This is a genomic window from Bacillus sp. C-3-6 (assembly GCF_054509685.1).
Map to the genome: position 1 here is coordinate 3391150 of NZ_CM137247.1, position 20444 is coordinate 3411593.

The window sequence follows — 20444 nt, forward strand, 5'->3', positions numbered from 1 at the left end:
GTAAACAGATTATACACTTGGTAATATTCCTTCTAGCATTCTCTATCCAATTATATAAGTAAAAAAGCCTGTTTAAGCTCCACGCTTAAAACAGACTTTTCCTACTTTTTATTTTAAAAACACATAACAAAAAGTTTGATTTTTAACTTAACACATCACTTCTATTGTAAATCCACCAGGTGCTTCAACGTAAAACGTATACGCATGGACATGCTTGGGAGGCTCCACCAAAAATCCATCTTCCTTCAATCTTTGATTTATCTTATCTACTTGTTCTTCACTTTCTTGTGGAAATCCTACATGAAATGTTTTTGGATACTGAACTTCTTTTCCTTTCATTAAAGTTAGTATAAATCCATCATTATCACGCATAACTGCAAAGGCATTCCCCCTTGTTCCACTACAAATTAAACCAAAATACCTCTCTAAAAACGCTCTAGATGCTGTTACATCTGTAACTGTTAAATTAAGATGTTTAATTCCCAATCCCCCACCTCATTTCTCAATTTTCTAACATTTTATCATACAAATAAAAAACACGCTTTTCACAGCGTGTTTCATTGCTTTACATACACTTCAACAATCGGATTCTCTTTATTATCCGCATGCAAGCGTATATTCGCTTCACTTGTATTATAAATACTAGCTAATAACATTATCGTTAACACATTAGGTATCTTCGCATCACTTCCATATTTTCTCTCAAGCCCTTCCTTATATTCAAAATCTAAATCCCCCTGCACATATGTATACACTTCAAAACCATCTTCTAAATTGCAAACTACTGTATCAATAATATCTGCCCCTACTTGCTTCTTCATTTCCTCTCGCAACGCTTCAATAAATTCTTCCCACGGTACTTCGTATGTCTGAAACTGATCTGTAGATTTCATGCCTTTTCCTCCTTATATATCCTCTTCTTATATTTCCCCTTTCCTATAACAATTATGATAGATAGGACATTCGTACAAGCCGCACTTGTCCCCCTTACATATCGTATTACTGTAATGCGGAAGGAGGAAAGAACATGCATAGACAAAAATGTTATGATACATGCCGACGTTATTTCGGAAAAGTTGTTCGGATTGAAGACCGTGATGGCCGTATACATTTAGGTAAAATAATTGATTTGACACAAAACTCTGTATGGATCGAACCGGTGCAACAGCGCTCATCTTTTGATTCAGGATTCGGATACTATGATGCTTATGCAAACGGTGGTTGTGACCTTTGCGGCGGCCTTAGCAGATGTGATAGTTGCGGATTTGGATGCGGTGGTGGATTCAGCAGTTGCGGATGTGGTGGCCGTGGTTGCGGTAGTTGTGGTGGCGGCGGCTGGGGTGGCGGCGGTTGTGGCTGGGGTGTTGAACTCGGATTTGGTTTCATCTTCGGAATTACATTAGCTGCATTATTTTTCATTTAACATAGTAAAGAGTTGACTACCTTTAGCCAACTCTTTCTCTTTATTTTTCACATATAAAAATACGATGCCCTAAAATGTGTTGGTACATAAGCCGTACATTTTCATGCTGTACCCACGCCTCATATAACTCATTCGGAATATGTGAGGATACATTCCATTCTGGCTCTTCTACATAGCCAGAGATTGTTTCTGCAATCGTGCCACCGCCAGCAATTGTGATTCTTTTAAAATTTGCTTTCTGAAATAATTGTACCCACTCATTCTCAGTTAATAGTTCTTTCATGCCATATAATTGGGCGATTTTTTCTTCCTCACTCTTATCAATGTGCCTATCAATAATCATTTCAATGACAACAAGCTTACCGTCCTGCTGTAATACACGGTAACACTCCGAGATAACCCTTTCTTTCTCTGTAAAAGCGATGATTGATTCTCCAAGTACGAACTCAAATGAGTTATTCAAACAAGGTAATTGCTCTACACTTCCTTCAATTAATTGTATATCTAACCCTTCAAACAACCATCTATCTTTTGCCTTTTGAATCATAATTTCATTCTTTTCAACAGTTGTTACTTTATAACCAAATTCCCTTGTCATATATGCCGCTGTTTTTCCCGTACCGCAACCTATTTCAAGGACATTCGCTCCATATTTAAAAGGCAGTTGTGCTAACAATTGTTTTGTTAACGTAAAACCACCAGGATGAGCACTTCCTATTCCGTAATAAGCTAGGAAATCGATGTATGTGTTTCGCTTCATAGGACTCTCCTTCAAGTTTTCTATAATACATATATTCATCCTCAAAAAAATAGTGCACAGAAAAAAAAGCATTTTCAAGTGCAATGTTACAACTTGAAAACGCTTTTTTCTTTTACTATTTCTCTTCTACATACGCCCATTTGAAACTATATTCCGGACTAATATTATGTTTTACAATTCCCTTTACATTTGGTTTCATAACATACGATCTACCACTTTGATATAAAGGTACGAGCGCTACATCTTCTTCAAGTAACAGTTTTTCTGCTTTCCCTAGCTCTGTCCAACGTTTTTTTGCATCAGCCATCCATTCCGTCTTACTTTTATTAATAATGTCATCATATTTTGAATTTGAATAGCTCATCTGATTCTGTGAATTTTTCGTTTCAAACATATCAAGATATGTCATTGGATCCGCATAATCTGGATTCCAGCCGCCATATGAGAAATCATAATCTTGGTCTGATTCTAATTTTAGTTTTTGCTTAAATGGTTGCAGTTTAATATTTACTGTTACACCCTTTAAATTCTTTTCAATTTGATCTTTTACATACTCCCCAACCTTTTTCGCATTACCAGTATCATAATTTAATAGCTCTATTGTCACTTGATCTTTTCCAAGTTCTTTTTTCGCAGCTTCCCAGGCTGCTGCTGCCTTTTTAGAGTCTTGTTTTAAACCATTTTTAAACGTTTCTGCGAAATCTTTACCATCTGGTCCAGCTGCTAAACCTTTTGGTACTAAATAATCCACTGGTTTTGAACCATCATTTAAAATGACATTCGTTAAAGCTTTCTTATCGATTGATAATGCAATTGCTTCACGTAATTTTTTACTCTTTAACGGTGTATCTTGCCCACCACGTTTTTGATTTAGACGCAAGTAAAACGTACTTGTTTCTGAATATGCACCAAACTCTTCTTTATTATTTCTATACTTATCAACAAATTCACCTGATAAAAGTGTAAAATCAATCGCACCTGTATCATATAAATTTACTCTTGTAGCTGGTTCTTTTACTACACTATAGTTGATTTCTTCTAGTTTTACAGTCTTTTTATCCCAATACTGATCATTTTTCTTTAATTTCCAACCTTGTTCATGCTTCCAATCAGTAAGTACAAACGGTCCATTATAAACTGTCGTATCAGACTCTAAACCGTATTTATCTCCTTTTTCTTTTACGAACTTTTCATTTAATGGATAGTATGACGCGAATGCCATTAAATTTAAGAAATATGGTACTGGTCTCTCTAGTTCAACTTCCAGCGTATAATCATCTACCGCTTTTACACCTAATGTAGAAACTTCTGCTTTCCCTTGATTTATTGCCTCTGCATTTTTAAGATAGTAAGCAATAAACGCATACTCAGCAGCTGTTTTTGGATCTACTAGACGTTGCCATGCAAATACGAAATCTTTCGCTGTTACAGGATCACCGTTTGACCATTTTGCATCTTTTCGTAATTTGAATGTATATTTTTTGCCATCCTCGCTTTTCGTACTAGATTCTGCCGCCGCTGGAATTGGCTTGTTATCTTTATCTAGACGATATAACCCTTCCATCGTGTTTCCTAAAATTTGAGAACCTAACGTATCTGTATTTTTAGAAGTATCCATAGTCGGAATTTCATTCGTTTCTGTACGATTCATTACTTGCTGTGCTGCATATTTAATATCGGATTTTTTCTCTTCCCCGCCACTATTAGACGTCGTAGTCGTTTTCTTCTCCCCACCAGAAGATCCAGAACATGCTGTTAACGCCACACTCATTGCTAAAACTGGTGCTACAACCGCCGTGAACTTTTTCATCTTTTTCTTCATTCTTGTACCCTCCCCAATTATATGTACGAAATTAACTTTGAGAGACTTTCTTTTAAAATATATTATTAGAAAATTCTTACTAATTATTATTCTACTAATTTTTCTTGATTTGTAAAGTTTTTTATGAATATTCTAAATAATTAATTTATTATTTTTATAATACCTATCTATTACTACTATACGAATTCTCCCACATCTACTATATGTAAGTACCACTTTTCTTATTCGTCTCTACTTATTTAAATTTAATTAAATAGTAAAAGAGCGTTTTAAAAATAAATAATGAACTGCACCCCAATTGTTAGACACAGTCTAACAATTGGAGGTGCAGTTTTTCTATGGCTAAATTTACATCTGATGAAAAAATACAAATCGTTCTACGTTATTTGAACGGAAATGAAAGTTATCGAGAAATAGGTAGATCGCTCGGTATAAATGACACAATCATTTTGAATTGGGTAAACCAATATAAACAGAATGGTCTGGAAGCTTTTCTAAAACGATGTACAAATTACACACAACAATTTAAACTAGACGTACTAAACTTTATGATTGAAAACGGTATGTCCTTATTTGAGACGGCAGCTATCTTTAATATTCCTGCCCCTTCAACGATTTCTGTTTGGAAAAAACAGCTCGAAACACAAGGAATTGATGCCCTTCAATCTAAGAAAAAGGGGCGTCCATCCATGAAAAAAGATTCAAATAAACAATTAAAACAACCTTTAGCTGAAGGGTCAGTCGAAGCACTTGAAGCACGCATTAAACAGCTTGAGATGGAAAATGAGTACTTAAAAAAGTTAAATGCCTTAGTTCAAAACAAGGAAAAATCACAAAACAAGACAAAGCGCAAGTAGTCTATGAATTAAGGCATAAATATTCGGTGAAGGCACTCGTGGAGCTAGCTACTATTCCTCGAAGCACGTATTATGATTTAGTAAAGAAAATGAATCGTCCAGATGTAGATGCCGATTTGAAAGTTGAGATTAAAGCGATTTATGAGGAAAATGAAGGTCGTTATGGTTACCGTCGCATTCGTGATGAATTAACGAATCGTGGCCAGAAAGTGAACCACAAGAAGGTTCAGCGCATTATGAAAGAGCTTGGGTTAAAGTGTGTTGTGCGTATGAAGAAATATAAATCCTATAAAGGAAAAGTCGGTAGAATTGCACCTAATATTTTAGAGCGTAATTTTCATACAGATGCACCGAATCAAAAGTGGGTAACAGACATCACAGAGTTTAAATTGTTTGGAGAAAAACTGTATGTATCACCTGTATTAGATTTGTATAATGGTGAAATTATTACCTATACAATTGGTTCTAGACCGACGTATTCGCTTGTTTCAGACATGTTAGAGAAAGCATTGGAACGTTTACCTGAAACCCACCAGCTACTGATGCATTCGGATCAAGGATGGCATTATCAAATGAGACAGTACGTTCGTACACTTGAATCAAGAGCTATCGTCCAGAGTATGTCTCGAAAAGGCAACTGTTACGACAACGCAGTAATAGAAAATTTCTTTGGGATTATGAAGTCGGAGTTCCTCTACATAAAAGAATTTGAAAATGTAGAGCACTTTAAAATAGAATTAGAAAAATATATAGATTATTATAATACGAAACGGATTAAGGCAAAATTAAAAATGAGCCCGGTACAATACCGGACTCATTTTTATCAAGCTGCCTAATGAAATAACCGTGTCTAACTTTTAGGGGTCACTTCACTTTTTTTATTATTTTCCTTCCGTTACATAAGCCCACTTAAAGCTATATTCTGGACTAATATTGTGTTTCACAATTCCTTTAACATTCGGTTTCATTACATACGCTCTTCCTGTTTGATATAAAGGAACTAGCCCAGCATCTTCTTCAAGGAATAGTTTTTCAGCTTTTCCTAACGTTTCCCAACGCTTCTTCGCATCACCCATTAATTCATTACCTGCTTTTTCTACCATATCATCATATTTTGCATTTGAGTAACTCATTTGGTTATACGGGCTCTTCGACTCGAACATATCGATAAACGTCATTGGATCCGCGTAGTCTGGACTCCAACCTGCATAAGAGATTTCATAATCTTGTGCAGTCTCTAATTTTAATTTTTGTTTAAACGGCTGAATCTTTGTATTAATCGTTACACCTTTTAAGTTTTTCTCAATTTGATCTTTAACATAATCAGCAATCTTTTTCGCAGTTCCATCATCATAACTTAGTAATTCAATTGTCACTTGATCTTTTCCAAGTTCTTTTTTCGCTGCTTCCCAAGCTGCTGCACCTTTTTTCGGATCATATTTCAAACCATTTTTAAATGTATCTTGGTAATCTTTACCGTCTGGTCCTGTCGCAAGTCCTTTTGGCACCAATTGATCCGTTGCTTTTGATCCATTATTTAAAATTACATTTGCCAATCCTTTTTTATCAACTGATAACGCAATTGCTTCACGAAGCTTTTTGCTCTTTAACGGTGTATCTTGTCCGTTACGCTTTTGATTTAAACGTAAGAAGAATGTACTTGCTTCTGAATACTCACCGTACTCATCTTTGTTCGATTTATATTTATCTACAAATTCTCCTGATAGTAATGTAAAGTCAATTGATCCTGTATCATATAAGTTTACTTTCGTCGCAACTTCTTTTACTACACTATAATTAATTTCTTCTAATTTCACAGTCTTGTTATCCCAATATTTATCATTTTTCTTTAGCTGCCATCCTTGTTCATGTTTCCATGAAGCCATAACAAATGGACCGTTATACACTGTCGTGTCAGCTTCTAAACCGTATTTATCTCCTTTTTCTTTTACGAATTTTTCATTTAGCGGATAGTATGACGGGAATGCTAATAAGTTTAAGAAGTACGGTACTGGTTTCTCTAGTTCTACTTCTAGTGTATAATCGTCTACCGCTTTTGCTCCTAATTCTGTTACAGGTTTTTCACCTTTATTAATCGCCTCTGCATTTTTAATATAGTAGGCAATAAACGCATATTCTGCCGCTGTATTTTTATCAAGTAAGCGCTGCCATGCAAATACAAAATCTTTCGCTGTTACTGGATCACCATTCGACCATTTTGCGTCTTTACGCAGTTTAAATGTATATTTTTTGCCATCCTCGCTTTTCGTACTAGATTCTGCCGCAGCCGGGATTGGCTTATTATCTTTATCAAGACGATATAATCCTTCCATCGTGTTTCCTAAAATTTGTGCCCCTAACGTATCAGTAGACTTAGAAGTATCCATTGTCGGAATTTCTTGATTCTCTGTACGATTTAACACTTGCTTCGCTGCATATTTAATATCAGACTTTTTATCTTCCCCACCACTAGACGTCGTAGTCGTTTTCTTCTCCCCACCTGATCCAGAACATGCTGTTAACGCCATACTCATTGCTAATACCGGCGCTACAACCGCCGTGAACTTTTTCATCTTTTTCTTCATTTTTGTACCCTCCCCAATTATATGTACGAAACTAAATTTGAGTAATTTCCTAATAACTAGTTATCAGAAAATTCTTATTAATTAATATTCTACTATTTTTTCTAGTTTTGTAAAGTTATTTTTAAAATATTCTAAAAATTATTTTTTCATAATAGAAACCTTATATCCATTGTTTTTTTACATTTAATCTCATAATAAAAAGCATTCCAAAAGTAAAGAATCTACCTTTGGAATGCTCTATTATTTTATCCTTCTATTGTGGACAGTGAGATTCTCAATGCAAGAATAAGATAAGGAACTTCATATATCCACTTAAAGATAAAACCACTATTTAAAAATTATTTTCCATCTTTTTCAGTCATATATGCCCACTTGAAGCTATACTCTGGGCTAATGTTATGGTGAACGATGCCTTTTGCATTTGGTTTTTGAACATATGCATCACCACGTTGGTATAAAGGTACAAGTGCTACATCTTTCTCAAGAAGTAATTTTTCAGCTTTTCCTAGCTCTTCCCAACGTTTCTTCGCGTCACCCATTAATTCTCCACCAGCTTTTTTAATCATATCATCATACTTAGAATCAGCGAAGCTCATTTGGTTATGAGAATGATTAGACTGGAACATATCTAAGAATGTCATTGGGTCAGCGTAGTCAGGTCCCCAACCAGCAAATGATAAATCATAATCTTGCTCTGTTTCTAATTTTAACTTTTGTTTGAATGGCTGAAGTTTAATATTAACTGTTACACCTTTTAAGTTTTTCTCGATCTGGTCTTTTACATATTCTCCAACTTTTTTCGCATTACCAGTATCATAGTTTAATAGCTCAATTGTAACTTGGTCTTTTCCAAGTTCTTTTTTCGCTTCATTCCATGCAGCTGCTGCTTTTTTCGCATCTGGCTTAATACCATTTTTAAATGTTTCTTGGAAATCTTTACCATCCGGTCCGGTTGCTAATCCTTTTGGTACTAAGAAGTCCGCAGGTTTAGATCCATCATTTAAAATTACATTTGATAGATTTTTCTTATCAATAGAAAGCGCAATTGCTTCACGTAATTTTTGGCTCTTTAACGGTGTATCTTGTCCGCCACGTTTTTGGTTCAGACGTAAGAAGTATGTGCTTACTTGTGAATATGTGCCAAACTCTTCTTTATTATTTCTATACTTATCAACGAATTCACCTGATAGAAGTGCAAAATCAATTGCATTTGTATCATATAAATTTACTCTTGTAGCTACTTCTTTTACTACACTATAGTTAATTTCATCTAGTTTTACAGTCTTTTTATCCCAATATTGGTCGTTTTTCTTTAATTTCCAACCTTGCTCATGCTTCCAATCAGTAAGAACGAACGGTCCGTTATATACTGTTGTATCAGACTCTAAACCATATTTATCTCCTTTTTCCTTCACGAACTTCTCATTTAATGGATAGTACGATGGGAACGCTACTAAGTTTAAGAAGTATGGTACTGCTTGTTCTAACTCAACTTCAAGCGTATAGTCATCTACCGCTTTTACTCCTAGCTCTGCTACAGGTTTTTCACCTTTATTCACCGCTTCCGCATTTTTAATTGGAAATGCAATAAATGCATACTCAGCAGCTGTTTTTGGATCTAATAGGCGTTGCCATGCGTATACGAAATCTTTCGCTGTTACAGGATCACCATTTGACCATTTTGCATCTTTACGTAATTTGAATGTATATTTTTTACCATCCTCACTCTTTGTGCTTGATTCTGCCGCAGCTGGGATTGGTTTGTTATCTTTATCTAATCGATATAAACCTTCCATTGTGTTCCCTAAAATTTGAGAACCTAATACATCTGTATTTTTTGAAGTATCCATCGTTGGAATCTCATTTGTTTCTGTACGATTTAGTACTTGTTTCGCTGCTAATTTTTCTTCTGATTTGCTATCTCCGCCAGAGCTAGAATTTGTGTTTGTCTTCTTATCTCCGCCTGATGTAGAACATGCTGTCAATGCCATACTCATTGCTAAAACTGGTGCTACAACTGCTGTTAATTTTTTGATTTTTTTCTTTTTCACTTTCTGTACCCTCCCTAATTCTTAACGCTCTCATTTAAGAATTTTCTGATAATTCCGTTTTTCTTTATATATTTATCAGAAGATTCTTATTAACTATTATTCTACTAATTTTTTGAGTTTTGTAAAGTGTTATTATTGAAAATTTTTAAAAAATTATTTTTTTACAGTAATATTCATAAAAATTCCTTAACCTTTCGAAACACTATACCTCATGGAATTCTATGTATTGATTTAATAGTCTTCATATCCCTTCACTATAAAAAAACTTGTAAATTATTGTTAATAAATAATGTATATCGTAACAAACCTCTTTTCTACCAAAATAAAAAAGCAGACATTTCGTCTGCTTTAATTCTCCTCAATTTGCTTTTCACTTAACCCTAGATGTGTTCTAAGAGTATTACTCAAACTCTGTAGATCTTTTTTATTAGGGTTATAATAATATACACGTTGCCCGTTTGGGCCATTAGGTAAGTATAAATCATCACCAGCTAATTGTATTTTTTCAACTGAACCGTTTAAACCGTATTTATAAAAAGATAAAATATCATCCATTACTAAATTTGTTTTAAAATCACTATCAACCGCCTCAACTATTTTTTCTAGCTTCGTAATCGATCCTACACTTTTTAATTTACTTAAAATCGCTTCAATAACAAGTTGTTGGCGCTGTCCTCTCATTGCATCACTATCAATATGGCGCGTTCTTGCTAGTGCAAGTGCTTCTTCGCCATTTAATTTTTGTAATCCTTTTTTCAAATGAATCGCATCAGGTTCATCTTTACTATTTTGCTCCGTAAATTCAACCGGGACATCCACTTCAATACCATCTAACCCATCAACAATTTTAGTAAAGGAACCAAAATTAAATTTCACAAAATAATCAACGGGCACCTGTAACAATTTTTCTACCGCTTCCACAGAAGCTTGCGGTCCTCCATCTGTACCATTTTTAACAAAACCACTTCCATATGCATGGGTTATTTTATCTTTTTTCTTTTCAACTGGAACATATGTATATGTATCACGCGGTATGCTCGTTAATTTCACTGTTTTATCGTCTTTATTAAAAGTCGCTAACAATAATGCATCTGTATGAAATGCACCATTATATTCCTTTTGTCGTTCTTGATTTTCATCAATTCCCATAATTAAAAGTGAAACATGATTTGCAATTGGCTTTACAGATTTCTCACGTAAATTGGATTTTTCACCTCGTGCTAAATTCAAATTAGATTTTTGTACGAGACTAGAAGTTTTCATATATACATAGGCTCCATAGCCAATTCCACCAAATAGTAATACCGCCAGTAGTAAACTTATTATCGTTTTCTTTTTATATTTTTGCTTATTTTTCTCTTCTCTTAAAGATGAATGATTCTCCATTTACTCTCCTCCTGTTTCTATTCATCCAATATGTTTTTCATTCTTTCATATTTAGCGCTATCCTTTTGAAACATACTTTCTTTCAATCCCTTATCTATTTGTATCCATTCAGTCGTAACTGAATATTGAATCAAGCCTTCTTGAAAACTAAGAAATTTCAACATAATCCCTGTATTTTTCTCCACAACCATTTCGAATTTCCCTCTTAAATCTTCAGAGGTGCTAACAGGCATCTCTATGTTGATGACTCCTTCAATTTTGTAACAATCTAATCTAAGATATTTCGTTTCTTTATAATTCCAATCTTTATATCGAATTAATAAATCTGCGAATTCTGATTGAATACTATATTTAGCTAGCCCTACATATTCATCATCATATCTCTTTTTCTCATCTGATTTTCTCACTAACCTTTCCGTAGGATTTAATTTTAATAGTTCATTGTTTCTTTCTTTCGGGTTCCATTTTGTCTCTTTATAGGTATACTTCTCATCATTAAACTCTTTTTTCTTCCCCTCGTTATATATAATTGTTCGTTTTTTGGCTAGTTTATCTTCTTTCGAAGAGATACCTCTTTGTTTCTCCGTATCAATTGCATACTTATATGTTGTAGCAATTCTTGATGAGCTAGAATATTCCTCAAATTGTCCTGAAATATTTTTAAAATAATCAATAGAATCTAGCATTTTTTGATGAATCTTTTCTTTATCTGGATAATGTACATTCGATTTTATTTCTTCTTCATTTTCATAATCAGAAAACGCTTTTTTCTTTACATATTCAAATACTCCACCATTTTGCGCAAAACTTTGTATAGAAAACTCAGACATAGATACCACTGAAAGTATACAAACCGCTGCACTAATTATCATCATATGAATTTTGTAACTCTTCTTTTTTACCTTAAGATTATGTAGCGTGCCGTTAATCTTTTCATTTAACTCTGGAGGTACTATAACATTTTCATCTTTTATTCTCTTTTTTAATTTCTCATCAAATAATTTTTCATTATCCATCCTTTACACCCCCTATTCCATCTTTAATCGTTTTTGTAGTTGTTCCCTCGCACGTGATAATCTTGATTTCACTGTTCCTTTCGGTATTTCTAACAGCTTTGCTATACTCTCTTGATTCATATCTTCATAATAATAAAGCACCGTAACAGCTCTTAATTCTTCATGTAACGATTGAATCGCATTACACAAATCTATATCTTCATACTGATCACACGCACTCATATTGTAATCATTCTCTTCTGTCACAATTACATTTTTATACGCTCTAATAATATTGTTGCACTCATTTATTAGTATTCGAATTAACCAAGTTTGAAAAAATTCTTCTTTTTTTAATTTTTTTATATTTTCATAGGCCTTTAAAATTGTTGTCTGTATCGCATCCTCTATATTTGTCTCATCACGTAACATCGCCTTTGCTATTCGATACATCTTCACTTTTTCTGTATGCATAAGCGCTATAAAGGCTTCATGATTACCTTTTTTCGCTAAAGAAACATCCGTTTCTTCTTTTATAATCATTTTATGTAAAGGGATTACTTTCACAATTGCTCCTCCTGTTTCATCCTCACTTCATCACTTCCAATTTAACTTTACATGTATTAGACGTATGAACCTAGAAAAAGGTTCATTTTTTTGAATATTTCCTTAATTAAAAAGATAAATATCCTTTATAAGTGTTATGCGATAAACATACTAGTTTTAATTTACAAATAAAAAAAGCCCACTTTCTAGTGGACTTTCTACTTTATAACGGTAAATCCCTCTTCTTAAACACTACAATTGCTACTATGAAAATACAAAGTGCTCCGGCAGTTAACCCTATACTTACAGGCCATATATTATACGTTCCTTCAGCAATTTCTTTCGGACGAAATAGCGTAAATAATGATATATTTCTCATCCACTCTAACTTATCACTTAACTTCCCTACCATATCCAATACGAAAAATAAGATAGTTAAACTCGCTGAATAACTTAGTGCTTTTCTTTCGTCATTACATATACAAGAAAAGAAAAATGAATACGCACTAACGACTAAAAATATGAGCCCTCCGACTACATTTATCTTCAAAAATAATTCTTTATTTAAGTTATTATCTTGTAAAAACCATTCTGCACCTACTAACCCAGCTACATACGTAACAGATACAATAATCAGAAGTCCCAATATGAGAACAGCAGCTTGTGTAATAGCAATTTGCACTCTAGATACAGGTGTTGCTAGCAAGTATGCCATTGCTCCTTTATCTACATGACGAGCAATTAAATGTGTCGCAACTGTTACGCAAAAAATTGTTAAAATGATAATAAACAATAGACTATAGTATTCGCCCGCTAGAAAATCCATTACGTTTTGAATCGGACTTTCCATACCAACGATTTTTTTCACACTATCAGGCATGGCAGCTATTAATTCATTTAGCCCTTTCGCTGATACCATTGACGGGAATATCCAAATTAATAACCACAAATATAAAGCCGCACCACACGCATAACTCAAAATACTTTTTTGTGTTTCTTTCAAACTAGCTAAAAACAATTGCTTATTCATGCGTTACCCCTTCTTTCTTATCGTAATAATGCATAAATAAATGTTCTAAATCCATCGCTCTCGTTTGAAGTGCCGTTACATTATAGTTTGAAAGTGTTTGTAAAACAGCTTGATAGTTTCCTTGTACAATGATAGATGCCTCTCTACCTTTTACCGCTTCAAATTGCAAATTACACTTTATAAGGGACTCAATCTCTTCTTGTGATGATACTGTTACATCTATCACCTGTCTTCTCATACTTTGTAAATCGTGAATATTTTCAACCGTTACGAGTCGACCATCTTTAATAATAGCTACTCTGTCACAAGTTCTCTCAATTTCAGTAAAAATATGTGATGACATTAGGATTGTTTTTCCTCTTTGCTTTTCCTCTAATATTAAATCTATAAACACTTGTTGCATAAGTGGATCAAGTCCAGATGTTGGTTCATCTAAAATTAACACCTCTGGATCGTGCATAAATGCAGCGACTATCCCTACTTTTTGCTTCATTCCTTTAGACATTTTGCGAATCGGTGTTTTCACATCAAATTGCAGACGCTCTATCAGTTCATCTCGTCTTTTCGTATCCTTTAATCCACGCATTCCCTGCATTAATTTTAAAAACTCTAATCCGTTCATTCCTTCAATAAAAGAAATTTCACCCGGTAGATAACCAACTTCCCTTTGAATTTGCGCTGCTTCATTCCAACAATCTAATCCAAAAATTGTCGCTTTACCAGCTGTCGGTTTTATAAATCCCATTAAATTACGAATCGTCGTTGATTTTCCGGCACCATTCGGTCCTAAATAACCAAATACTTCTCCCTCTTTTACATCAAATGTAATATGAAACAAACCTTTTCCATTCGAAAACTGTTTTGTGACATCTTGAACTGAAATCATAATTCCACCTCATTTTTTGAAATATTGAATATGTGATATTTCAAAATCATTGTACTCCTCATCTTCCATATTCGCAACAACTTTTTGAAATATTTATTAGTCCATATTTCAAAATTATTGTTTTCCATTATTTTTTCTTGTATATTTTAAGTGAGGTGATTGCATTGAACGGCTTTGAAAGAGTAAAAGAAAAGAAAAAGCGTGCCATTAAAGAAGCAGCATTCGTATTATTTTCAGAACGTGGATTTAATGAAGTGAAAATAGAACATATCGCAAAAGAAGCAAACGTTTCTCAAGTTACAATTTATAATCATTTCGGAAGTAAAGATGCGTTATTTAGGGAGCTTATACAAGAATTTATCATATCTGAATTTCAATATTATAAAGAGCTTGCAGAAGAAAAATTACCTTTTCATGATATGATGCAAAAAATGATTGTAAGAAAAATGAATACTGGCGGGTTATTTCAACCTGATATGTTACTACAAATGATGCAAAGGGACGAAGAACTCCGTAAGTTTATTTATAGTTATCAAAATGAAAAAATCCTGCCCTGGTATTTAGAAATATTAGAACAAGCTCAGCGCAAAAACGAAATTAATCCACACCTTACTAAAGAAATGATGTTACTTTACATTCAAATGTTTACTAAATTAGGTGATGATTTTGGGGCACAACTTCTTGAAGGAGATCGCGAAAAACATATACAAGATATCGTTACGATGTTCTTTTATGGACTCTCCGTCCCAGAAAAATAATTTTTCTAAAGAACAAATAGAATCACCAAAAAGCCCTTTGGATATTTAAATCGCAAGGGCTTTTTCATATCAAAAAATGACTAAAACTAACTTTATCTTAAAAAAGTTAAATGCTGCTTTATAGATAACACCTTATTATAGATTAACTCTTTTAGCATAACAGGCTGAATTGAGATAATCGTTTCACCGAAATTCAGAAAGTAATTTGAAATAAAATCAAATTCTTGCTTGTTAAAATAGCCTGTTATAATGTAATTTTCATTTTCCTTTTGCATCCTCATGGAAGGATAATTCTCTTTATCAAAAATATCCTTTCCTTTTTGATTAACAATGACGCTAAAATCAATTGCATCAGGCTTCCTGTGAAAAGTAGTAAGATAACTTAATAATTCTTCAAGATTTTTTGGATGAACATTGCTTGTTTCCACAATAGAAAGAATTTTATCACATCTAATTATTTGAACATGATTTGTCTCAAAATTAAAGATTTTAGCATACCACTGGCCAAATTTAGATTCTATTCGAATAAATTGGGCAACCAATGCTTTCTCCTCACCTTTTTTTAAATATGTTAAATGATAAACTCGCTCAGCAAAAATCCCCTGTAAAATTTCTTTTAAGAACGGACTAAAATTACTATGATTTGTTACTTCAAAGGAAAGCGTTCGTTCCATGATTGAAATATTTTTACTCACATTATCAGGTAAGACATGTTTAAATTTATTTTCAAGCGCAATACTTTCTACATTAAATGGTTTTGTCTTGTATCCATTTAGCGTAAGAATTGAAAAGTATAACGCATACATTTCATCCACACTAAAATAAATTGGTGATAACACATTATTTTCTATAATTTTATAACTTCCATTTCTACCCAGTTCAGAATATATGGGTACACCTATTTCTTCCAATGATTGAATATCTCGCAACGCGGTACTTTTAGAAATATCATATCTAGTCATTAAATCTTTTAAATTAAAATATCTTTTATTCTTTAAGAAAATAAGCATATCATTTATTCGTTCCGTTTTTTTCATATTTCCCTCCCAAAAAGGTTTCATGTATTGAAACCCTTTTAATCTATATTATAATTATCAACTAATAAAGGAGTTATATATTTATGACATTAGAAATAGCTATTTTTCTTTCAATGAATGGGCAAGCAAAGGAGGCGATTAATTTTTATATACGTAATTTAGAAGCCAAAAAGTTAATGATTGTTACGTATGAAGAACTGGCGAAAAGAGATAGTTCTTTTAAAATTACAAGTGAAAATAAAGATCATATTGCTCACTCTGTTTTACAAATTGGGAATACAAAGCTAATGATAGCAGAAGATACAATGAATACTAATGAACGTTATAACGTTGGAAATAACATGTCACTTTGCATTCAAAGCGCTAATTTAGAAGAAATACAAAGGTTTTATAATAATTTAATTTCCGATAAGCATGTGAAAATAATCTCTCAGCTAGAAAAAAATATATTTAGTGAAGCATATGGTATTATTGAAGATCCTTATGGCATACAAATCCAATTAATGTATGATAAACGACTAAACTAATTAATTAATCATATTCACATATTCCTAATAAAAAAGACACGAAATTCGTGTCTTTTTATTTTATAGAAATGACTCTACCCTTTTCACTACTTTCAATCGCTAATTGAATTAGTTTAATAACATCTAAACCTTCTTTTGCTGTTACAGGTAGTTTCTCACCATTTAATATACTATCTCGTACACCTTTATAATAATTGTCATAACAACCGACTTCTGTTGGAATACGCTCTAGGCTTTCTTCTGTTTCTAACGTAGCAAAATTCTCTTCATCGTCTACCCCATAACCGTTATCGCCTGGCTTCATTCCATTTTTTAATTGCTCTTCCTGCGAATCCATACCGTACTTCACGATAGAACCTTTCTCTCCATGCACTATAAAATGCGGTCCAGCTTTTTTCACATAACTGCTGCTACGTAAAATGACACGTTTAACTCCGTAATGCAGTACTATGTGGAAATAATCATCCACCTCTGCACCTGGTCGTTGTTTTATTACATCTGCACTTATCGCATCTGGTTTCCCGAATATTGATAACGCTTGGTCAATTAAATGCGATCCTAAATCGTATAATATACCGGAACCTGGTAGATTTTTTTCTCTCCATCGATCACGTACATGTGGACGGAAACGATCAAAATTTGATTCATATGCGTATACATTCCCTACTCTGTTTTCTCCTAACAATTTCTTAATTGTTAAGAAATCATTATCAAAACGACGATTATGATATACGCTTAACATTACATTATGCTGCTCTGCTAATGTAATAAGCTCTTCCCCTTCTTCAATTGAAACAACAAATGGTTTTTCTACAACAACATGCTTACCGTTTAAAATTGCTTCTTTTACATATGGAAAATGAGTTGTATTAGGTGATGTAATAACAACTAAGTCAACATCAGCTCGCTTCACCAATTCATCAATTGTACTAACAACATTAGCGTTTGGTAATGTTTCTTTTACTACCTCTTCTTTTGAGGATAATACAGCTCGAATATCATATTCTTCTATTGTTTGTAATAGTGGGATATGAAATGTCGTACTAGAAAAACCAAAACCTACAATCCCTACACCTATTTTTTTCATGTTGCCCCTCCATTTGTGCCGCTTTAACGGGCGGTAAGATTCCTAACCCAAAATTCAGTGAAAGCTAAGGAATTAGGTGAGGAATCAACTGCTTGTTAAAGCCCGATTAGTTCAACTAATAATCAGTGAGGATGAAGAAAATCCCCATTGATTAAAGTTTCACTTTATGAGAACGATTTCATTCGGTTATTATAACAAGATTATTATTATTTACATAATAAATTGCCTAGAAAAAAGCATCTTGCTACTATTCATAGCAAGATGCCCTCTTTATTCTGGTCTTTTCTTCGTCCACGTTTCTACTACTTCACCAGTATCATTTACATCTAGCACTAGGCTACCATTACTATATCGGTCTTTATTTCGATACGCTTTCGGATCAATCTCTTCTACAATGTTTTTCTCTGTCTTCATGTAAACTAATTCATCGTCCCGAACAATTTCAATACCGACAATGCGGTACGGATTACGTTTTAACTCTTTGAAAATAACAAGACCTCGCTTCGCCCTCGTTGATTTTTCAATTTCTGATGCTTTTAGACGTTTTACAGCACCACGCTGCGTTACGAGAATAAGTTGATCTTTATCACCATTTAACGGTTTACCAGAAGCGACATAGTCATCTTCTTTTAAATTAATTGCTTTCACACCAGCAGCTCTTACACCGACTGGACTTACTTCATCTTCATGGAAAATAAGTGCATATGCACCATGTGTAGCAAGAACGATATCACTCGTTCCATCTGTCGCAAATATATCGACAACTTCATCATCTTTTTTCAAGTTTACAGCAACGAATGCCCTTGAATAACGCTGAACTTTATATTGATTTAATTCTGTTTTCTTTATCATACCATTTCGTGTTACAAATACGATAAATCGTTTTTCTTCCTCAAAGTTCGGTACAACCGTTGCCCAAATGATCGTTTCATCTCGGTCGAGTGAAACGATATTTGCAACGTGCTGACCTAAATCTTTCCAACGAATATCTGGCATTTCGTATACTGGAAGATATATATAGTTCCCTTTACTTGTGAATAAAAGAACTGTTTCAGTCGTATTCGTATCGAATCGTTCAAGTAAGATGTCACCCTCTTTCATACCGAAGTCTTTGCCGTTTGATGCATTATGTGAGCGCCATCCAGTACGTTTCACATATCCTTCTTTCGTTACAGTAACGATGACATCTTCTTGTGGAATCATCACTTCTACGTCTATTTTAATTTCTTCAATTTGTTCTTCAATAATAGCACGGCGATCATCACTATATGTTTTCTTAACTCTCTTCAAATCAGTTTTAATGACTTGAAGTAATCTTTTTTCACTTTGTAAAATTGACTGTAGCTCTAGAATTTTCTTATTAAGCTCATCTGCTTCTTCTTGTAACGCCGTAATGTCTGTATTCGTTAAGCGATATAATTGCAAGGAAACAATTGCTTCCGCCTGTGCTTCTGTAAAGCCAAATTTTGCACTTAAATTATCTTTCGCATTACGTTTATCTTTTGAAGCTCGAATTGTCTCGATTACTTGATCTAAAATCGATAATGCTTTCTTTAAACCTTCTACAATATGTTGACGATTTTCTGCTTTTCTTAATTCATATTGCGAACGTCTCGTAATAACCTCTTTTTGATGTCCAATATAAGCATCCAAAATTTTTGGTAATGTCATAAGTGTTGGACGACGATTATTAATCGCTACCATATTAAAGTTATATGGAATTTGTAAATCTGTATTTTTATATAAATAATTTAAAATACCTTCGGCGTTTGCTTCTTTCTTTAATTCAACAACAATTCGTAAACCAGTACGATCTGTCTCATCACGCACTTCAGCAATACCATCTAACTTTTTATCTAGACGTAATTCATCCATTTTCTTTACAAGGTTTGCCTTATTCACTTCGTAAGGAATTTCAGTGATTACAATTTGTTGTTTCCCACCGCGCACTGTTTCAACTTCTGCTTTTCCACGAATAATAATTTTACCTTTACCTGTTTCATACGCCTTTTTAATACCATCAATCCCTTGAATAATACCGCCTGTTGGGAAATCTGGTCCTTTCATAACTGTTAATAAATCATCAACAGTACTATTTGGCTTATCAATACGCATCATTGTAGCATCAATAACTTCTCCAAGATGATGCGGAGGAATTTCTGTTGCATAACCAGCGGAAATCCCTGTAGATCCGTTCACTAATAAATTCGGGAACGCTGCTGGTAATACAACTGGTTCTTCACTCGTATCATCAAAGTTTGACACGAATTCAACTGTTTCTTTATCAAGATCACGTAATAATTCAGATGCGATTGGTGATAAACGAGCTTCCGTATAACGCATTGCTGCCGCTGGGTCCCCATCAACACTACCGTTATTACCATGCATTTCAACTAAAACATTACGTACTTTCCAAGTTTGGCTTAAGCGTACCATTGCTTCATATACAGAGGAATCTCCATGTGGATGATAATTACCGATAACATTACCTACTGTTTTAGCTGATTTACGAAACGCTTTATCATGTACATTACCTTCTACATACATAGAATATAAAATACGTCTTTGTACTGGCTTTAAGCCATCACGTGCATCTGGAAGTGCACGATCTTGAATAATATATTTACTATAACGTGCAAAGCGATCACCTAACACGTCTTCAAGCGGGAGGTCATGAAACTTCTCTGCTTGCAT

18 protein-coding genes are annotated in these 20444 nt (G+C 33.7%); 4 read left to right on the forward strand and 14 right to left on the reverse strand.

Features of this window, described 5'->3' with window-relative positions; translation table 11 throughout:
- Positions 1 to 147 precede the first annotated feature (147 nt).
- Together ACW0JX_RS17310 and ACW0JX_RS17315 are read right to left on the reverse strand one after the other, a co-directional pair.
- Entirely contained in the window at positions 148 to 486 is a 339-nt protein-coding gene (locus ACW0JX_RS17310) for a VOC family protein (protein ID WP_071731384.1), read from the reverse strand.
- 71 nt (positions 487 to 557) lie between these two features.
- Positions 558 to 893 (reverse strand): hypothetical protein, encoded by a 336-nt coding sequence (locus tag ACW0JX_RS17315; RefSeq protein WP_000842905.1) that lies wholly within the window; start codon positions 891 to 893, stop codon positions 558 to 560.
- Between the two features lie 134 nt (positions 894 to 1027).
- On the opposite strand from ACW0JX_RS17315, the gene ACW0JX_RS17320 reads away from it, so the two are divergent.
- Positions 1028 to 1423, forward strand: coding sequence for a hypothetical protein (locus tag ACW0JX_RS17320; RefSeq protein WP_053563839.1), 396 nt, complete (start codon positions 1028 to 1030; stop codon positions 1421 to 1423).
- Positions 1424 to 1463: 40 nt separating this feature from the next.
- Here the strand turns inward: ACW0JX_RS17320 and ACW0JX_RS17325 are convergent, their stop codons facing one another.
- A complete protein-coding gene (locus tag ACW0JX_RS17325; protein WP_050844406.1) occupies positions 1464 to 2183 on the reverse strand; it encodes a class I SAM-dependent methyltransferase in 720 nt (239 codons plus the stop codon).
- Between the two features lie 115 nt (positions 2184 to 2298).
- Positions 2299 to 4005 (reverse strand): peptide ABC transporter substrate-binding protein, encoded by a 1707-nt coding sequence (locus ACW0JX_RS17330; protein WP_053563837.1) that lies wholly within the window; start codon positions 4003 to 4005, stop codon positions 2299 to 2301.
- A gap of 338 nt (positions 4006 to 4343) precedes the next feature.
- Between ACW0JX_RS17330 and ACW0JX_RS17335 the strand changes: the two genes are divergently transcribed.
- Positions 4344 to 5698 (forward strand): IS3 family transposase gene (locus ACW0JX_RS17335; protein ID WP_459244969.1). Its coding sequence is split into 2 segments (ribosomal slippage): positions 4344 to 4797 and positions 4797 to 5698, totalling 1356 coding nucleotides; the frame shifts between segments, so codons are not numbered across the junction.
- A gap of 45 nt (positions 5699 to 5743) precedes the next feature.
- Here the strand turns inward: ACW0JX_RS17335 and ACW0JX_RS17340 are convergent.
- The 7 genes from ACW0JX_RS17340 to ACW0JX_RS17370 all read right to left on the reverse strand — a co-directional run bounded on the left by ACW0JX_RS17340 (position 5744) and on the right by ACW0JX_RS17370 (position 14341).
- On the reverse strand, positions 5744 to 7447 hold the full coding sequence (locus ACW0JX_RS17340; protein ID WP_016080688.1) for a peptide ABC transporter substrate-binding protein: 1704 nt from the start codon (positions 7445 to 7447) through the stop codon (positions 5744 to 5746).
- 338 nt (positions 7448 to 7785) lie between these two features.
- The gene (locus ACW0JX_RS17345) at positions 7786 to 9498 is read right to left on the reverse strand and encodes a peptide ABC transporter substrate-binding protein (RefSeq protein WP_446025806.1); all 1713 of its coding nucleotides are present in this window, start codon (positions 9496 to 9498) and stop codon (positions 7786 to 7788) included.
- Between the two features lie 348 nt (positions 9499 to 9846).
- Complete coding sequence (locus ACW0JX_RS17350) at positions 9847 to 10884, reverse strand: LCP family protein (protein WP_000427599.1); 1038 nt, start codon at positions 10882 to 10884, stop codon at positions 9847 to 9849.
- 17 nt (positions 10885 to 10901) lie between these two features.
- Positions 10902 to 11900 (reverse strand): anti-sigma factor, encoded by a 999-nt coding sequence (locus ACW0JX_RS17355; protein ID WP_459244970.1) that lies wholly within the window; start codon positions 11898 to 11900, stop codon positions 10902 to 10904.
- Between the two features lie 12 nt (positions 11901 to 11912).
- A complete protein-coding gene (locus ACW0JX_RS17360) occupies positions 11913 to 12446 on the reverse strand; it encodes a sigma-70 family RNA polymerase sigma factor (protein WP_459244971.1) in 534 nt (177 codons plus the stop codon).
- Positions 12447 to 12648: 202 nt separating this feature from the next.
- On the reverse strand, positions 12649 to 13455 hold the full coding sequence (locus ACW0JX_RS17365) for an ABC transporter permease subunit (protein ID WP_090977396.1): 807 nt from the start codon (positions 13453 to 13455) through the stop codon (positions 12649 to 12651).
- The gene (locus ACW0JX_RS17370) at positions 13448 to 14341 is read right to left on the reverse strand and encodes an ABC transporter ATP-binding protein (protein ID WP_446025808.1); all 894 of its coding nucleotides are present in this window, start codon (positions 14339 to 14341) and stop codon (positions 13448 to 13450) included. The genes ACW0JX_RS17365 and ACW0JX_RS17370 overlap by 8 nt, the downstream gene beginning before the upstream one ends.
- A gap of 155 nt (positions 14342 to 14496) precedes the next feature.
- On the opposite strand from ACW0JX_RS17370, the gene ACW0JX_RS17375 reads away from it, so the two are divergent.
- Positions 14497 to 15099, forward strand: coding sequence for a TetR/AcrR family transcriptional regulator (locus tag ACW0JX_RS17375; protein WP_003291871.1), 603 nt, complete (start codon positions 14497 to 14499; stop codon positions 15097 to 15099).
- Between the two features lie 92 nt (positions 15100 to 15191).
- On the opposite strand, the gene ACW0JX_RS17380 is transcribed toward ACW0JX_RS17375, so the two are convergent.
- Positions 15192 to 16160, reverse strand: coding sequence for a helix-turn-helix transcriptional regulator (locus ACW0JX_RS17380; protein WP_459244972.1), 969 nt, complete (start codon positions 16158 to 16160; stop codon positions 15192 to 15194).
- A gap of 59 nt (positions 16161 to 16219) precedes the next feature.
- Between ACW0JX_RS17380 and ACW0JX_RS17385 the strand changes: the two genes are divergently transcribed.
- Positions 16220 to 16663 (forward strand): VOC family protein, encoded by a 444-nt coding sequence (locus tag ACW0JX_RS17385; protein WP_000171338.1) that lies wholly within the window; start codon positions 16220 to 16222, stop codon positions 16661 to 16663.
- Positions 16664 to 16718: 55 nt separating this feature from the next.
- Here the strand turns inward: ACW0JX_RS17385 and ACW0JX_RS17390 are convergent, their stop codons facing one another.
- Complete coding sequence (locus ACW0JX_RS17390) at positions 16719 to 17750, reverse strand: oxidoreductase (protein WP_095690391.1); 1032 nt, start codon at positions 17748 to 17750, stop codon at positions 16719 to 16721.
- Between the two features lie 270 nt (positions 17751 to 18020).
- Positions 18021 to 20444 carry a DNA topoisomerase IV subunit A gene (gene parC / locus ACW0JX_RS17395; protein WP_001147467.1) on the reverse strand — a complete coding sequence of 808 codons (2424 nt, stop codon included), beginning with the start codon at positions 20442 to 20444 and terminating at the stop codon, positions 18021 to 18023.

Coding starts and splice junctions, on each gene's coding strand:
- ACW0JX_RS17315 (WP_000842905.1), bottom strand. CDS start 893: ATGAAATCTACAGATCAGTTTCAGACATACGAAGTACCGTGGGAAGAA.
- ACW0JX_RS17320 (WP_053563839.1), top strand. CDS start 1,028: ATGCATAGACAAAAATGTTATGATACATGCCGACGTTATTTCGGAAAA.
- ACW0JX_RS17325 (WP_050844406.1), bottom strand. CDS start 2,183: ATGAAGCGAAACACATACATCGATTTCCTAGCTTATTACGGAATAGGA.
- ACW0JX_RS17330 (WP_053563837.1), bottom strand. CDS start 4,005: ATGAAGAAAAAGATGAAAAAGTTCACGGCGGTTGTAGCACCAGTTTTA.
- ACW0JX_RS17340 (WP_016080688.1), bottom strand. CDS start 7,447: ATGAAGAAAAAGATGAAAAAGTTCACGGCGGTTGTAGCGCCGGTATTA.
- ACW0JX_RS17350 (WP_000427599.1), bottom strand. CDS start 10,884: ATGGAGAATCATTCATCTTTAAGAGAAGAGAAAAATAAGCAAAAATAT.
- ACW0JX_RS17355 (WP_459244970.1), bottom strand. CDS start 11,900: ATGGATAATGAAAAATTATTTGATGAGAAATTAAAAAAGAGAATAAAA.
- ACW0JX_RS17365 (WP_090977396.1), bottom strand. CDS start 13,455: ATGAATAAGCAATTGTTTTTAGCTAGTTTGAAAGAAACACAAAAAAGT.
- ACW0JX_RS17370 (WP_446025808.1), bottom strand. CDS start 14,341: ATGATTTCAGTTCAAGATGTCACAAAACAGTTTTCGAATGGAAAAGGT.
- ACW0JX_RS17380 (WP_459244972.1), bottom strand. CDS start 16,160: ATGAAACCTTTTTGGGAGGGAAATATGAAAAAAACGGAACGAATAAAT.
- ACW0JX_RS17385 (WP_000171338.1), top strand. CDS start 16,220: ATGACATTAGAAATAGCTATTTTTCTTTCAATGAATGGGCAAGCAAAG.
- ACW0JX_RS17390 (WP_095690391.1), bottom strand. CDS start 17,750: ATGAAAAAAATAGGTGTAGGGATTGTAGGTTTTGGTTTTTCTAGTACG.
- parC (WP_001147467.1), bottom strand. CDS start 20,444: ATGCAAGCAGAGAAGTTTCATGACCTCCCGCTTGAAGACGTGTTAGGT.